The sequence below is a fragment of the Asticcacaulis sp. genome (assembly GCA_024707255.1).
Taxonomy (GTDB): Bacteria; Pseudomonadota; Alphaproteobacteria; order Caulobacterales; family Caulobacteraceae; genus Asticcacaulis.
Window position 1 is genome coordinate 1,825,992 of sequence record JANQAC010000001.1, and the last position, 15,922, is coordinate 1,841,913.

12 protein-coding genes and 1 pseudogene are annotated in these 15,922 nt (G+C 61.9%); 8 read left to right on the forward strand and 5 right to left on the reverse strand.

All coding sequences use genetic code 11. The annotated features are described in order from the left end of the window. Nucleotides 1-62: 62 nt before the first annotated feature. The 5 genes and pseudogenes from NVV72_08965 (at nucleotide 63) to NVV72_08985 (ending at nucleotide 6,971) form a co-directional block, all read left to right on the forward strand. Nucleotides 63-3,496 (forward strand): annotated as a pseudogene (locus NVV72_08965) (response regulator). Further along, nucleotides 3,481-4,341 (forward strand): protein-glutamate O-methyltransferase CheR, encoded by an 861-nt coding sequence (locus tag NVV72_08970; GenBank protein MCR6659461.1) that lies wholly within the window; start codon nucleotides 3,481-3,483, stop codon nucleotides 4,339-4,341. The pseudogene NVV72_08965 and the gene NVV72_08970 overlap by 16 nt, the downstream one beginning before the upstream one ends. Next, entirely contained in the window at nucleotides 4,338-4,943 is a 606-nt protein-coding gene (locus NVV72_08975) for a chemotaxis protein CheB (protein ID MCR6659462.1), read from the forward strand. Before NVV72_08970 ends, NVV72_08975 begins: the two co-directional genes overlap by 4 nt. Next, nucleotides 4,940-6,571, forward strand: a complete 1,632-nt coding sequence (locus NVV72_08980; protein ID MCR6659463.1) for a response regulator — start codon at nucleotides 4,940-4,942, stop codon at nucleotides 6,569-6,571. Before NVV72_08975 ends, NVV72_08980 begins: the two co-directional genes overlap by 4 nt. A 34-nt stretch (nucleotides 6,572-6,605) precedes the next feature. Continuing rightward, nucleotides 6,606-6,971, forward strand: coding sequence for a response regulator (locus NVV72_08985; protein ID MCR6659464.1), 366 nt, complete (start codon nucleotides 6,606-6,608; stop codon nucleotides 6,969-6,971). A gap of 145 nt (nucleotides 6,972-7,116) precedes the next feature. On the opposite strand, the gene NVV72_08990 is transcribed toward NVV72_08985, so the two are convergent. From NVV72_08990 to NVV72_09000, 3 genes are read right to left on the reverse strand one after another with little or no spacing between them, the layout of a single operon-like run. Next, nucleotides 7,117-7,506: an ATP-binding protein gene (locus NVV72_08990; GenBank protein ID MCR6659465.1), complete on the reverse strand. Its 390-nt coding sequence runs from the start codon at nucleotides 7,504-7,506 to the stop codon at nucleotides 7,117-7,119. Next, complete coding sequence (locus NVV72_08995) at nucleotides 7,475-8,362, reverse strand: hypothetical protein (protein MCR6659466.1); 888 nt, start codon at nucleotides 8,360-8,362, stop codon at nucleotides 7,475-7,477. Before NVV72_08995 ends, NVV72_08990 begins: the two co-directional genes overlap by 32 nt. After that, a complete protein-coding gene (locus NVV72_09000; GenBank protein MCR6659467.1) occupies nucleotides 8,352-8,909 on the reverse strand; it encodes a response regulator in 558 nt (185 codons plus the stop codon). The genes NVV72_08995 and NVV72_09000 overlap by 11 nt, the downstream gene beginning before the upstream one ends. A 117-nt stretch (nucleotides 8,910-9,026) precedes the next feature. Between NVV72_09000 and NVV72_09005 the strand changes: the two genes are divergently transcribed. The 3 genes from NVV72_09005 to NVV72_09015 are packed head-to-tail and all read left to right on the forward strand — an operon-like array spanning nucleotide 9,027 to nucleotide 13,476. After that, complete coding sequence (locus NVV72_09005; protein MCR6659468.1) at nucleotides 9,027-10,316, forward strand: efflux RND transporter periplasmic adaptor subunit; 1,290 nt, start codon at nucleotides 9,027-9,029, stop codon at nucleotides 10,314-10,316. A 13-nt stretch (nucleotides 10,317-10,329) separates the two neighbouring features. Continuing rightward, nucleotides 10,330-11,019: an ABC transporter ATP-binding protein gene (locus NVV72_09010; GenBank protein ID MCR6659469.1), complete on the forward strand. Its 690-nt coding sequence runs from the start codon at nucleotides 10,330-10,332 to the stop codon at nucleotides 11,017-11,019. Between the two features lie 12 nt (nucleotides 11,020-11,031). Next, on the forward strand, nucleotides 11,032-13,476 hold the full coding sequence (locus tag NVV72_09015) for an ABC transporter permease (GenBank protein MCR6659470.1): 2,445 nt from the start codon (nucleotides 11,032-11,034) through the stop codon (nucleotides 13,474-13,476). Nucleotides 13,477-13,482: 6 nt separating this feature from the next. Here NVV72_09015 and NVV72_09020 read toward each other — a convergent pair whose 3' ends face one another. Together NVV72_09020 and NVV72_09025 are read right to left on the reverse strand one after the other, a co-directional pair. Then, nucleotides 13,483-14,517: a Rieske 2Fe-2S domain-containing protein gene (locus NVV72_09020; protein MCR6659471.1), complete on the reverse strand. Its 1,035-nt coding sequence runs from the start codon at nucleotides 14,515-14,517 to the stop codon at nucleotides 13,483-13,485. Beyond that, nucleotides 14,514-15,917 carry an APC family permease gene (locus NVV72_09025; protein ID MCR6659472.1) on the reverse strand — a complete coding sequence of 468 codons (1,404 nt, stop codon included), beginning with the start codon at nucleotides 15,915-15,917 and terminating at the stop codon, nucleotides 14,514-14,516. Before NVV72_09025 ends, NVV72_09020 begins: the two co-directional genes overlap by 4 nt. Between the last annotated feature and the right edge of the window lie 5 nt (nucleotides 15,918-15,922).

Here is a 15,922-nt window from a genome sequence, read left to right on the forward strand (position 1 = left end):
ACAGGGGGCATGGAAGGCGAATGAACAGAGGCAAGACCGGACGGTTAGGCAAACAATTCAGAATGGACATGAGCGTATCGCTCGGCCTGTCCGTGGTCGCTGTCTTCTTTTTCATCAGCGGGATTATTTCATACGTCAATATTCAGACCCTGAACCGGGACAGCGAGCAGATATCCCATACGCATGAAGTCCTGCTGGGGCTGAACAATATCCTCTCCACGATGAAGGATGCCGAAACCGGCCAGCGCGGTTTCGTCATCACCGGTCAGGAAAGCTATCTGGACCCTTATAATGACGCCTTGACCGGCATCGAGGAGCAGGTTCTGCGCATCGAGCAACTGACCCGTGACAATCCGGATCAGCAACGCCGTATCGCGCCGTTGAAATCGCACATCGCCGCCAAGCTCCAGGAACTGAGCACGGTCATCGAGATGCGCCGCAGTGATGGCGTGCAGGCGGCCATGGCGCGCGTGGCTACCAATCGCGGCAAGGAAGACATGGATGCCATCCGCGCCCAGGTCGCTGTGATGCAGACCACGGAAAGCGGCCTGCGAAAGACGCGTGTCGCCGAGATGGATGCCGCTTACGATACGGCGGTCGCCAGTATTTCGGTCACCGCCCTGATCGGTGTCCTGCTGTCGATCGCCATTACCATCATGATCAGCCGCGCCTCGGCCATGCGTCGCCGGGAGGAATGGCTGCAGGCCGGCCAAGTCGGGTTATCCGCCGCCATGATGGGCGAGCAGAGACTGGATCAACTGGGCCACAGCATTCTGGCCTTTCTCACGGAGTATGCCCACGCCAGCGCCGGTGCCTTCTATGCCCTGACCGATGGCGCCTATCGCCGGATGTCCACGGTGGGGGTGCCGGAGCAGGCGCCAGTGCCGGTGACGTTCACAGCGAAGGATGGCCTGCTCGGCCGGCCGTCAGCGAAGGCAAGGCGATCATGCTGCGAGACCTGCCCGCCACTGATGAGAACCATCATCTGTCGGTCGGCGCCGCGCTGGGCCAGTGGCGGCCGCGTCACCTGCTGGTGGCGCCGGCCAAGGCGGAACGCCGGGTGGATGCGGTCATCGAGCTTGGTTTCGTGGAGCCCGTTTCCGACCTGACGCTTGATTTGATGGCGCGGGTCTCTGAATCCATCAGCATCGCCGTGCAGACGGCCAATTACCGGGCCAACCTGCAAAACCTGCTGGAAGAAACGCAGCGCCAGTCCGAGGAACTGCAAAGCCAGGGCGAGGAACTGCGCGTCAATAACGAGGAACTGGAAGAGCAGGGGCGGGCGCTCAAGGAATCGCATTTCCGCCTCGAACAGCAGCAGGCCGAGCTGGAACAGACCAATTCACAACTGGAAGAACAGACCGCCGCGCTTGAGCGCCAGAAAGAAGACCTGGCGCGTTCGACGAAGGAGATCGAAGCCAAGGCGCACGAACTGGAGCAGGCAAGCCGCTACAAGTCCGACTTCCTGGCCAACATGTCGCACGAACTGCGCACCCCGCTCAATTCGTCGCTGATCCTCGCCAAACTGCTGGGGGATAATCCGGACGGCAACCTGACCGAGGAGCAGGTCAAATTCGCACAGACCATCCAGTCCTCCGGCAATGACCTGCTGGCTCTGATCAATGACATTCTTGACCTGTCGAAGATCGAGGCCGGGCAGATGGAAATCCGTCCGGAAAGCCTGTCTCTGGCGCGCCTCATGAAGGACATGCAGCGTACCTTCGATCCGGTCGCCGCGCAAAAGGGCCTGAGCTTCAACACCAAGATCGCCAAGGACCTGCCGGATACCATCGAAACCGATCGTCAACGCCTGGAGCAGGTGCTGAAAAACCTGCTGTCGAACGCTTTCAAGTTCACCGAAAGCGGTTCGGTCGAACTGGCCCTGTCAACGGACGCAGACGACCAGGTGATCATGGCGGTCACCGATACCGGTATAGGTATTTCCTCGGATCATCAGGCGGCGATATTCGAAGCCTTCCGGCAGGCGGACGGCACGATCAGCCGCAAATATGGCGGCACCGGTCTTGGTCTGTCGATCTCGCGCGAACTGACCCGCCTGCTCGGCGGCGCCATCGCCCTGAAAAGCACGCCGGGCAAGGGCTCGACCTTCGCCCTGACCCTGCCGCTCGCCTATGATCCGGCCCATGTCACCACCGGTCTGATCACGCCGCTGCTTGGCAGCGCATCCGAAGGCGACAGCCCTGTTGTGGCCGAAACGGCGCCGGTCGTCACCGGTAAGGCGACGAAAAAGCCCCTGCCCCCCGGCCGGGTGCAGGATGACCGAGACCGGCTCGATCCGAAGCGCCGCACCATTCTGGTGGTCGAGGATGATGTGTCGTTCGCCGGAATCCTTTACGAACTGGCCCATGGTCAGGATTTCCTCTGTCTCGTCGCCACCTCGGCCGAGGAAGCCCTGGAAATGGTCAAGCAATATACCCCGGCCGCCGTGGTGCTCGATATCGGCCTGCCGGATCATTCCGGCCTGTCGGTGCTCGATCGCCTGAAGCGCGACAACCGCACCCGCCACATTCCCGTCCATGTCGTTTCAGGCAGTGATTACCAGCATACAGCCCTGTCGCTGGGCGCCGTCGGCTACATGCTGAAACCGGTCAAACGCGATGAACTGGTCGATGCTTTCAAGTCGCTGGAAAATCGCCTGAGCCAGCAGATGCGCCGGGTTCTGATTGTCGAGGACGACGAAGTCCAGCGCGACAGCGTGTCCCGCCTGTTGAAATCGAACGATACCGAGACCATAGCCGTCGGCACGGCGGCGGAATGCCTGGACCTGCTCAAGAGGCAAACTTTTGACTGCATGGTACTCGATCTCACCCTGCCGGACGCCACCGGCTATTCGCTGTTGGAGACCCTTTCACAGGAAGACGCCTATGCCTTCCCGCCGGTCATCGTCTATACCGGCCGCGACCTCTCTTACGATGACGAGCAGAAGCTGCGCCGCTATTCGTCCTCCATCATCATCAAGGGCGCCAAGTCGCCGGAGCGGCTGCTCGATGAGGTGACGCTTTTCCTGCACCAGGTCGTCTCCGAGCTGTCTCCGGAACAGCAGAGCCTGCTCAAAAAGGCCAAAAACCGCGACGCCATGCTGGAAGGCCGCCGCATCCTGGTGGTCGAGGATGATGTCCGCAATGTCTATGCCGTCACCAATATCTTCGAGCCCCTGGGCGCCGTGGTCTCGATCGCGCGCAATGGCCGCGAGGCGCTCGACCTGCTGGAAAAGACCAATGACCGCAAAGACAGCGACAGCGCCATAGACCTGGTGCTGATGGACGTCATGATGCCGGAAATGGACGGCCTCACCGCCACGCGCGAAATACGCAAGCGCAAGGACTGGGCGAAACTACCGGTCATCATGCTGACCGCCAAGGCGATGAAGGACGATCAGGAGCGCTGCCTCGACGCCGGCGCCAATGATTACATGGCCAAGCCGCTCGATGTCGAAAAGCTCATTTCACTGGTGCGGGTATGGATGCCGAGGTAACAGACGTGACGCCCGCCGGGACTGTGAAAACGGAGGATATCGAAATCCGGCTGCTGCTGGAAGCTATTTTCCGCAGATATCACTATGACTTTCGCGGCTATGCCATGGCTTCGGTCAAGCGCCGCCTGATCCAGGCGCGCGAACATTTCCACTGCCAGACCTTCTCCGCTCTGCAGGATATGATCCTGCACGATCCCGGCATGATGACGGCCATGCTGCCCTATCTGACGGTGCAGGTCTCCGAACTGTTCCGCGACCCGCTCTATTTCAAGGCGATCCGCGAAAAGGTGGTGCCGCACCTGAAGACCTACCCGTCGCTCAAGGTGTGGATCGCCGGATGCAGCACGGGCGAGGAACTCTACTCCTTCGCCATCCTGTTCCGCGAGGAGGGGCTGTTCGACCGCACCCTGTTCTACGCCACCGACATAAATCACGATGCGCTGAAAAAAGCCGAGGCCGGGGTCTACAGCCTCGACCGCATCAAGCTGTTTACCGAGAACCATCGCCTCTCCGGCGGCAAGGGGTCGCTGTCGGATTACTACAACGCCGCCTATGGCGCGGCGTCGTTCGATAAGTCTTTGCGTAAAAATGTCGTCTTTTCCGACCACAGCCTGGCCACCGATGCGGTGTTTGCGGAGACCCAGATGGTCTCATGCCGCAATGTGCTGATCTATTTCGATCGTGAATTGCAGGACCGCGCCATCAGCCTCTTCAAAGGCTCGCTGACGCGCAAAGGCTTTCTCGGCCTGGGATCCAAGGAGACCCTGCGCTTTTCCTCCAGCGCCGATGCCTTCAGCGATTTCGCACATGATGAGCGCATCTATCAGAAGCGGGATGTGACATGAGCATATCTGCCAGAAGTCAGCCCTCGCCCAGGGAAGCGGCACCGCAGGCGGTGGTGATCGGCGTATCGGCCGGCGGCCTGAACGCGCTGTCGGCCATCCTGCCGCAACTGCCGGCCGATTATCCCCTGCCGGTCATGATCGTCATCCATCTGCCGCCGGACCGCGACAGCGTGGTCGCCGAACTGTTTGATGAAAAATGCGCCCTGACCGTGCGCGAAGCCGAGGACAAGGAAGATATCCTGCCGGGACATGTCTATTTCGCCCCGCCCGACTACCATCTGCTGGTCGAGGCCGATCATCGCCTGTCGCTCTCTTCCGAGGAGCCGGTGCTGTTTTCGCGGCCATCGGTCGATGTGCTGTTCGAGACGGCGGCCGATGTCTATGGCGAGGGCCTGATCGGTGTCATCCTGACCGGCGCCAACCCGGACGGTGCGGCGGGCCTGAAGGCGGTCATGACCGCCGGCGGCAGGGGGCTGGTCCAGCGGCCTGATCTGTCCTACGCCAGCGCCATGCCGGAAGCCGCCCTCGAATTCAGCCCCCAGGCCGAGGCCCTCAGCCTGGAACAGATCGCCGAAAGGCTGCGGGAGGCGGCATCGTCATGAATCCTGCCCATGTCCCCGTGCCGATCCTGATTGTTGATGACCTGCCGGAAAACCTGCTGTCGCTGGAAGCGGTGCTGCGCCGCGATGGACTGGAATTCATCAAGGCGCGGTCCGGCACTGAGGCGCTGGAAATCCTGCTGCGTCAGGAAGTGGCGCTCGCCCTGCTGGATGTCCAGATGCCGGAGATGGATGGCTTCGAACTGGCCGAGACCATGCGCGGGTCCGAACGCACGCGGCGCATCCCGATCATCTTCCTGACGGCGGGTGTCACCGACCGGGCGCGGCGCTTCCGCGGATATGAGGCCGGCGCGGTCGATTTTCTCGAAAAGCCGATCGAGGCCGATATCCTGCGCTCCAAGGTCGCGGTGTTTTCCGAGCTGTACCTGCAACGCCGGCAACTGGCCGTGCAGCGCGACAACCTGAAAGCCTTTGCCGAGGAAAACCTGCGCCTGCTGAAGGAAAGTCGTGATAACGCCCAGGCGCTGAAAGAGGCCGATATCCGCAAGGACGAATTCCTGGCCACCCTGGCGCATGAACTGCGCAATCCGCTGGCGCCGATCCGCAACGGCCTGCAAATCCTGCGCATGGCCCCGGAAGGCCCGCGTGCCGAAGAGGTGCGCGGCATGATGGATCGCCAGCTCACCCACATGGTGCGCCTGATCGACGACTTGCTTGATGTGTCGCGGGTGTCGCGGGGGCGCATCGACCTGCGCAAGGCCAGGATGAGCCTTCAGTCGGCGGTTCAGTCGGCGCTGGAAACCTCGCGGCCATTGATTGAGGATAACAGGCACAAACTGATCCTCGATATTCCGGCAGAACCGCTGTGGGTGGAGGGCGACCTGACGCGCCTGGCGCAGGTGGTTTCCAACCTGCTCAACAATGCCGCCAAATATACGCCGCCCGGCGGTGAAATCCGGCTGACAATGCGGGCGCATGAAGGGCAGGCCGATATCGAGGTCGCCGATAATGGCCCGGGTATCGATCCCGACATGCTGCCGCGGGTCTTCGACCTGTTCACTCAGGCCGACCGCCATCTCGATCGCTCGCAGGGCGGGCTCGGTATCGGCCTGGCGCTGGTCAGCAAGTTGGTGGAAATGCACGGCGGCGCCAGCCGGGCGGTCAGTGAAGGCGCCGGCAAGGGCAGCACCTTTACGATCAGCCTGCCCCTGATGGATACGCAGGAGGAAAGCGCCGATGAGGGGTTGCGGAAAAAACAAACAAAAGAAGCCTCGCCGCTCAAGGTGCTGATCGTCGATGACAATGTCGATTCCGCCCAGACCAGCCTGTGGATGCTTGACCTGATGGGGCACAGGGGTATGGTGGCGCACGAGGGCATCCGCGCCCTTGAGATGGCCCGTGAGCAGACGCCCGATGTCGTGCTGCTGGATATCGGAATGCCGGGCATGGATGGTTATGAGGTCTGCCGGCAACTCCGGCAGATGCCCGAAATGAAAAACAAAACCGTGATCGCCCAGACCGGATGGGGCCAGGAAAGCGATCGCCAGAAGGCGTTTGCGGCCGGTTTTGACCATCACATCACCAAGCCGGTGAGTCTTGACCTGCTGACCCAATTGTTGGCGGATATACGTCTCACCGCAGCAAAAGCCGGAGACCCGCAACATGGCTGACGGACCAGGTAAGGCAAATAACGGGAATGGGCCCATGCGCATCATGATCGTCGAGGACAACGAAGCCCTGGCGCAGACCACCGGCTGGCTGGTCGAAATGATCGGCTATGATTACCGGCTGGCGGCGAACGGCCAGGAGGCCATCGCCACCTATCCGGAGTACAGGCCGGATGTCTTCATGATCGATATCGGCCTGCCGGGCATGAACGGTTACGACCTCTGCCGCGAACTGAAATCACGCACCGATATAGGCAAAGCCGTCTTTATCGCCCAGACCGGCTGGGGTGAGGCCGAGCATCGTCGCATGACGGCGGAGGCCGGTTTCGATCATCACCTGGTCAAGCCACTTTACCTTGAGACATTGGAAGCCGTACTCAGTGAAATCGCCAAAGCCAGGTAGATTTCCATCCTTGGACGATTAGTACGCAGCCTGCGCTTGCGGACCTCGGCGGCCCCGTACAAGTGTACCCGCGTCGCTAGCCGGCTAGCACTGGCCTCAAGGCTGGAAATTTACCGCATCGGCGTGGAATACGGTGCGGAAAATATCAGCCCACCTTAATCTGAAAATGGAAACAGGCGCCGCCCAGCGGATCAGGGCGATGTGCCTGCGGCGGGGCCAGCACAAGCGCGCTCCCGTGGCCGGCGATAATCTGCTTGGCCAGGCTGAGGCCCACGCCGGTGCCAGTCGCCTTGGTGGAATAAAACGGCATGAAGACCTGATCGGCGCTTTCCGCCGGGATGCCCTTACCGGAATCCTCTATCTCGAACAGCACGGTCTCGCCGTCATGTTTCAGCCGCAGGCGGACGCGCGGATCGGGCTTTTCCAGCGCGGCTTGCGCGCCATTGTTGAGCAGATTGCAAACCCCCAGCCACATCTGGTCCTCGTCCATCATCAGCGACAGGTCATTTTCGACGACTTCGGTCTCGAAGCGCACCCCCTTGTCGCTCCACTGCGCCTCGAAACTTTCGCACAGCACTTCGAGCCACAGTTTCAGGCCGCAGGACCGGATGACGGGCGGCGGCAGGCGCGTCAGGGCGCGATAGGCGTTGATGAAATCGGTCAGGCCCTCCGTGCGCGCCACTACGCGTTCCAGCGCCTTCATCGCTGCCGCACGCGAGTCCGGCGTGTCGTCGCCCAGCAGGTCGAGCGCGCTCTTGCTCATCGAGGGCCACGGGCGTCAGGGCGTTCATCAGTTCGTGGTTCAGCACCTTCAGCAGATCGCGCAGGGCATTGGCCTCGGCGGCACGGACATCGGCCGAGATATCGGTCAGGACCGCGAGATGCGACAGGTGATCCGCCTCTTCCATTTCGGCGATATGCACCGCGAAGGTCTGGCCCTTCCATTTGATCTGTGAGGCCATGCCGGCCGTGCCCAGCGGAGCGGCGCCGGAGGTATCGTCCAGAAGCGCCCGGCGCGCCGCCACCGGCAGGGCGTAGGAGACATCGAACAGATTACGAGCGGCCCGGTTGACCGCGATGAGCTGGCCGTTATCCGGTTGCAGCAGGAGCGGGGCAGGTGTCTGGTCCAGCAGCACCTGCAGACGCCGGCGGCTCAGTTCGGCGGTGAAAATCGCGCCCGGCTGGCTGCGTTTCAGCCGGTCGCGGCCAAGCACAAGGGCGCTGTGGCTGAGGCCAAGCCAGGCGAGGGTGACCGCCCCCAGTCCGCAGACCAGCGCGCTGGCATAAAGACCGCGCGTCAGGGCCAGCCAGCCGAAGCCGCCCAGCACGAAGACGCCGGCCTGCGCCATCAGGGGCCAGATAACCGGCGGCATGGCGCGTTTAAAGACCATGCTTTTCCATCCGCCGGTAAAGCGCGGCTCGTGTCACGCCCAGATCCTTCGCTGCCTGCGAGATATTGAACTGATGGCGGTTGAGCGCTTCGCGGATCAGTTCCTTTTCGGAGCGCTCCAGGTTCAGATCCTGCGGGGGCGGCGGGACGGCAACGACGCGTGGCGCCTCCAGCGCGGCCCGGATAGAGGCGATGAAGCGGTCATTGTTCCATGGTTTGACGACGAAATCCTGCGCCCCCATCCGCATGGCCTGGATAGCGATATTCATGCCGGAATGGCCGGTCACGACCACCACGGGCAGGGCGGGGGTCAGCGCCATCTGCTCGGCCAGGAATTTCAGGCCCGCCTCGCCTGAGGTGTCGCCGCGCCGGTAATTGAGATCGAGCAGCAGGATATCGACCGGCGTGGCCGCCAGCTTTTCGCGCGCCTCGTCGGGTGTCTGCGCCTTGACCAAGGTAAATCCGTGACGCAGCAAAACCAGCTCAGCCGCATCGAGAATATCGGCGTCGTCATCGAGAAACAGGGCGGTCAGGGGCGGCTTGGTCATGTTCGGAATCGGACACTTTGGGGCGGGCGATTTCGGGAGTATGGGGTAAAAAATCACGAAAAGTCAAATAAAAATAGTAGTTTATGTCTATTGAAAAACCTGTGTTAGCTTCTTATCATGCCCGATAGACCTCTGAATCCCGCCCGCACTGACCGCATCATCGCCAAACCGTGGTGGCGCCGCCGTCCGTTCCAGCTCGCCCTGGCCGCCGGTATGGTGGTAGTGGTCGCCCTTGGTGCCTTCGTCCTTTTGCCGCCGCCCAATACCGTCACGGTCGCCGCGGACAGCCTCGATACCGGCGAGGTCACCCGCGCGGCGTTCCAGGACTATGTTGCCCTGCGCGCCGCCGTTGAGCCGCTGGATATCACCTATATCACCGCCGAGACCAATGGCCGGGTCATCAGCGTCGCGGCATCGGACGGCGTCATGGTCACGCCCGGTCAGCCTCTGGCCATGCTGGGCAATCCGGACCTGACGCTTCAGGTGTCGTCACGCGAGGCCGATATCTCCGCCCGCCTCAGCGATACCAATAACCAGTTGATGAATCTGCAAACCCAGCAACAGGCGAATGAGCAGGCCGTGGCCGATGTCGCCTACGCCCTGCACAGGGCCGAGGAGGAGCTGTCCAAGCGCCAGATGCTGCGCGAGCATGGCGTATACAACGATGCCGCCGTCCAGACCTATGTCGATGAAGTCGCCTACCAGAAGCAACGCCTCGCTGCCTTGAAGAGCCAGCAGGCGCAGCAGTCGCAATTCTATGTCAGCCAGCGCCAGCAGATCCTCGCCAGCGCCAGTGACCTGCGCCAGAGCCGCGAAGAAGTCCGCCGCGGGCTGAACGCGCTCAATCTCACCGCACCCATTGCAGGGCGCCTGACCGATTTCAACCTCAAGCCGGGTCAGGCCGTGAAGATGGGCGATCCACTGGGTGAGGTCGATTCCGAAGGCACCTACAAGCTGAAGGCCGAGGTTGATGAATTCTACCTCAGCCGTCTGTCGGTCGGGCTGAAGGCCACCGCAAATGTCCACGGCAAGGACTTTGCTGTCCACATTAGCAAGGTATTCCCGCAGGTCAATAATGGCCGGATCACCGTCGAACTCGAATTCGACCGGATGCCCGCCGACCTCAAACGCGGCGAAACTGTCGATGTCCGCCTGTCGCTCGGCGCCACGGAAATAGCGCTCCTGGCGCCTTCCGGCTCGTGGCTGAATGACAGCGGCGGTACTTCGATCTTCGTTCTGAACGCCAGCGGTGACAAGGCCAGCCGCCGCGCCGTCACCGTCGGCCGCCGCAATCCGGAATATGTCGAAATCCTTTCCGGCCTCAAGCCCGGCGAACACGTCGTCACCGGCGGCACGCAAAACCTCACCAAGGCCCAACACCTTCGTCTTACCCATCGCCTTCCCTAAGCAAGAGCGCAAAATGACCAACCTCATCGAACTCCAGGATATCACCCGCCTCTACCGCTCTGATGAGGTCGAGACCACGGCCCTTCACAATATCTCGCTGCACATCAAGCGCGGAGAGTTTGTCGCCATCATGGGGCCTTCCGGCTGCGGAAAATCGACCTTGCTGAATATCCTCGGCACGATCGATCGCCCGACCTCCGGCGCATACCTGTTTGATGGTGCCGACCTGGCGAAGATGAGCGAGAAAAACCTGGCAAAGCATCGCGCCCGCCATCTCGGCTTCATCTTCCAGAGCTTCAATCTGGTCGATGACCTGACCATCTATGAGAATATCGAACTGGGCCTGCTCTATCGCGGCGGCATCAAGGGCGGCCGCCGGCAGGCGATCGAAGGTGCCATGGACAAGGTCGGCATTGCGCATCGCGCCCGCCATTTCCCGCACCAGCTTTCCGGTGGCCAGCAGCAGCGCGCCGCCATCGCCCGCGCCATTGTAGGCGCCCCCGACCTGATCCTGGCGGATGAGCCGACCGGCAATCTCGATACCGAAAACGGCGCGCAGGTGATGGAAATCCTGAAGAGCCTGAACAAGGCGGGCGCTACCATCATCATGGTCACCCACTCGCAGAGCCATGCCGACCAGGCCAGCCGCCAGGTCGATATCCTCGATGGCCAGTTGGTCGCGTCTGTCGCTCAAGTTCTTTAGGAAGGTGCTGTAATGCTGCGCTCCGCCTTCACCGCGTTTTTCCGCTCATTCATCCGCCATCCGCTTTATGCCCTGCTAAACCTGCTGGGCCTGAGCTTCGGCATCGCCGTCTTCATCGCGCTCAGCCTCTTCTATCGCTTCGAGACCAGTTACGAAAGCTGGAGTGCCGAACGACCGCATATCTATGAAATGGGCACGCGCTATCATTTTCCAGGCATGGCTGAAGATATCTTCATGAGCGCCATGGGCGGCCTGACCGAGGAGATCAAGACCGTTTACCCGCAGATCGAGAGCACCCGCGACTGGTCCAATGGCGCGATCGTCCATAAGGGGGCCGACGTCTATAACGAACAGATCGAACTGGTTGACGGCAATTTCCTGGCCTTCTTCCGCGTGCCCATGCTGTACGGCGATGCGGCCACGGCGCTCAGCGATCCGTCGAAAGTGGTGCTCAGTGCAGGCATGGCGCGCAAGTATTTCGGTACGGTCAACGCCATCGGGCGCACCATGACGCTGAACGACGAGGAGGGGCTAAAGACCTATACGGTCAGCGCCATCATTGCCGACCTGCCGAAAAATACCGACACCAAGCTGGACATGCTGCGCCTCCTGACGCCGCAGCGCACGGCGATGGAGCCCTATACCTGGCATAACTGGGGATCAGGGCAACTGGAAGCCTATTTCAAGTTCAAAACGCCTGCGCAGGCCAGTGCCTTTGCGCGGCAGTTGCCGGCCTTTACCGACCGTCAGATTGGTCAGAAATTCGGTACCGATGTCACGCCGCACAAGATTCTCGAACTGGTACTGGTGCCATGGGCCGATAAGCACCTGGTCGATCCAAAGCTGAAAGCGGCCATTATCTCGCTGGGCGTGGTCGGCATTGTGGCGCTGGTTCTGGCTTTGATCAACTATGTCAACCTGGCAACGGCGCGGGCGGGTCTGCGGGCACGCGAGGTGGCGGTGCGCAAGACCCTGGGCGCGCCGCCCACGAGCCTGCGCCTGCAATTCCTTGTCGAGGCTCTGTTGACCATGCTTCTGGCCTTTCTTGTGGCGCTGTCGCTCGTCGAACTGAGCCTGCCGCTGATCAACAGCGCCGGTGGCCTTTTTCTCAAGCTCGATTATCAGACAGATATCACCTGGCTCATGAGCGTGCTGGGCGTCGTGCTGGCGGCAGGTCTGGTGGCGGCCCTCTATCCGGCCTTTGCCCTGGCGGCTTTCAAGCCGGCCCAGGTCCTGGCGTCGAGCCGAACACCAGGCGGCGGCCGCATGGCGGGATTTCTTCGTGTCGGCCTGGCCATGGTGCAGTTCGCCGCCGTGGCCGTCGCCTTTGTCCTGATCATGGGTTTCATGCTGCAAATTCAGCATATTCAGAATGCCGATATCGGCTTCCAGCGCGACAACCTGATGATCGTCAATTCGGTGCGTGACAATGCCGTCAGCCAGGCGCAACGTGACAGCTTCATCGCCGCAACCCGCACCTTGCCCGGTGTCAGCCACGCCGCCATCGCCAATGCGATTCCCGGTGACGGCAGCACGAGCAACAGTTCGAATATAGTGCGCCCCGGTCAGGTCGATAGCCCGACCCTGTCGCCAACGGTGAACTGGTCGATTGTGGGTGAGGATTATTTCCAGATGCTTGGCGCCAAGGTGCTGGCCGGGCGTGTCTTTGATGCGCAGCGCGGCGAGGACCAGAAGTGGGCCGACGGTGCGGATGACAAAAGCCGCGTTTACAATGTTGTCATCAGTCGGCGAGCCGCCAATGACATGGGCTTTGCCTCTCCGCAGGCCGCGCTGAACCAGACGGCCAAGTTCAACGATCGTCAGGTGCGTATCATCGGCGTGGTCGAGGACATGCGCTTCTATAATCCGAACGAGCGCATCCCGCCGAAGCTCTACCTGTTCGATATCCATGCTTCCTACGCCGTGGTAGGCATGGTGCGTTATCAGGGCCTGTCCGAGCCGAAGATGCGTGACCAATTGCGCAAGCTGTGGCGCCAGATCGCACCTGACGTGCCGTTCGATGCCACAAGCGCGGTCGAGAACCTCGACAAATATTACAAACCCGAACGCGACCGCACGCACCTGTTCACCATCGGCGCCGGGATCGCCGCCCTGATCGGCTGTATCGGCCTCTATGGCATGGCGGCCTTCAATACCGGACGGCGGGTGCGCGAGATCGGCGTGCGCAAGGTGCTGGGCGCCTCCGCCGGCCAGGTGGTGGGCCTGCTGCTGGTGCAGTTCCTGCTGCCGGTGGCCCTGGCCAGCCTGATCGCCTGGCCGCTGGGCTGGCTGGCCCTGCAACGCTGGCTGATGCAGTTCGATGACGCCATCGCCATGCCGCTGTGGATCTTCCCGGTGGCCTCAGTGGCGGCCCTGCTGATCGCCCTGGTGACGGTGGCCGGCGTGGCCTTTGGCGCCGCCCGGACCGAACCGGGCAAAGCCCTTAGGCATGAGTAATAATAGTCAGTCTATCAGCGTCCCGACCCAATTCTGGAACGCCGCAACGGCCGTCTCATGCTTCGGCGAGAGACGGCCAGTGTCGTAGACCCCGGCATCGAGATTTTGCTGCACCTTCTCGGCGATCCATTTGTCCTCGGCCGTCACCTGATCGGACATGGCGATAGTGGCGTCCGGCACGGGCTCGCCATCGGGCGTCAGGTAGAGATAGTCGAGTTGGGTCTGTTTGTGCCCCACAGGCGACATGCGTTCGATCATCAAGCCGCGATTATAGACATTTATGCCGATATTGGGCCACAGCCAGCCCCACAGGCCATCATAGACCGCGCCTGATTTCGGCGGGGCGTCGTGCAGCACGACCCGGCCATCGACCGTCACTCTGTATTGCTCGGAGACAATCTCGGCATCGAGCGAAGGGTGCATGGAAGGGACATGATAGCCTTCGAGATAGTTCTCGACATAGGTCTTCCAGTTGCAGTCCAGCAGGTGCGTGCGGCGCAGAGCCACCTTGAGGCTCGACCAGTCGGTCTCACCCAGACGGGCATCGAGCGGCGCCATCTGCATGGCCAGATCGGGCAAATTCTCGCCGATGCCGGCAAAGACGAGCCCGCGCCAAACCTGCAACCGGATCGGATAGAGGCCGTATTCGCGCGGGTCGAAATCCGACGCCGCGCCGAAATCGCGGGCGGTGCGCAGCCGGCCATCCAGCGTATAGCGCCAGCCGTGGTACTGGCAGGTCAGGTAGCCGTCACAGGTGCCGGAGTCTTCGCGGGTCAGCGGTCCGGCGCGATGGCGGCAGACATTGTGAAAGGCGCGTAAAGTCCCGTCATCACCGCGAACGATGACTACAGGATAGCCAGCCAGCACATCGGCACGCCAGTCCCGCGGGTTGGCCAGGGCACTTTCATGCGTCAGGAACTGCCAATTATCGGCGAAGATCCGCTGGCGCTCGACCGGCCAGTACGTCGGATCGACATACCATTTCGCCGGGGCCGTCACAGGGGAACGGGTCTTCGCGGGGCTGTCTGCCGTATCCATCATTTTTTTCCTTTTGCGCGCAATATGTGCGCACCATAGATCAGGGCGCCGACGGCGATCATCACCGCAGACGCCACCAGCAGCTTCAGGAAGGCCATCACCGGGTGCGGATCTTCCGGACTTGGCACCAGGCTGCCGAAGATGGCGCTCAGCACCATGACAATGCCCAGCATCGCCAGAAGCATCGCCCAGGGCTTTCCCCCCGGCGTGCGGAAATCCAGCCCCGTCGCATCACGCTTTTGCACGATCATATAGGCGGCGAACATCCACAGATAGGGGATCATGAAGGTGATCACGCCCATGGCGACCACAAAGTCATAGGCGCCGGCGACTGTCGAGCCCAAGGCGCTGAGGGCCAGCACGGCGATGGTCAGCAGGGCCTGTATCCAGATGGCGATTACAGGCGCGCCGGTCTTCGGGTCGAGCCGCCCAACCGCCGCGGGCAGCATCCGGTCGACGCCGACAGCGAAAGGCAGGCGGGCCGCCGCACCGAACCAGGCGCTTAAGCCGCCCAGCAGGGACAGGCCGACAATGACCAGAAACAGAGGCTGGGCCGCCGCCAGGTGCAGTTTAGCCAGCGCCACGCCGATCGCTTCGGGAAGGCCGCCCAGCCGCGAGGCCAGGGCTTGCGGCACGATCATCAGCATGGCGCCGGTGCCGATGGCGTATCCCAGTGTCTGCAATATGGCCAGCAGGCCCAGAGCGCGCACAACAGTCCTTACCCCGCCCTTTACCTCATTGCGCATCAGGGCCACGCCTTCGACGCCGGCATAGGCGAACAACATGCTCGACCATAGTATGGCGCCGTTGGCATTGAGCGGCGGCAGATAGCTGGCTGCGGCGAAATCGGTGGCGGCGCCGTCGCGGCCGCTGAGGTAAAATCCGGTGGCGATGATGAAGACAAGCAGCGAAATCGACATGGCGGCGCCGATCACCGGCAGCCACTTGCCGACGCCGAAGCCGCGCGCGTGCATCAGCGCCACGATAATGACCAGCAGAGATGTCGCGGCGAAAGCGCCCGCCGGTTGCGCGAGGACGAGGCCCAGAGGCGCCCCCCACCCGGTGGCGACCAGCGCACGTCCGAACAGGTTGACGATGAAGAACAGCAGGCTGGCAAAATAGGGCAGATTACACGCCCAGTAGAGCCAGCCGCACAGAAAGCCGGCGAACGGGCCCTGGGTTTCGCGCGTCCAGGCGTAGATGGCGCCCTCTTCGGGAAAACGGGCGGAAAGCTCCAGTGTGGCCGTAACGAGTGGAATGAGGAACAGCACGGCGGCGGCGATCCATATCGGCAGGGCCACCGGGCCGGTCGCCGCGCCGGTGGCCAGCCATCGGATGCTGAAGTTCATCGCGGCGGCATAAAGCGTGATACCGAGGAGACCTGTTTTTTTCGCCGCCGTCATGATGC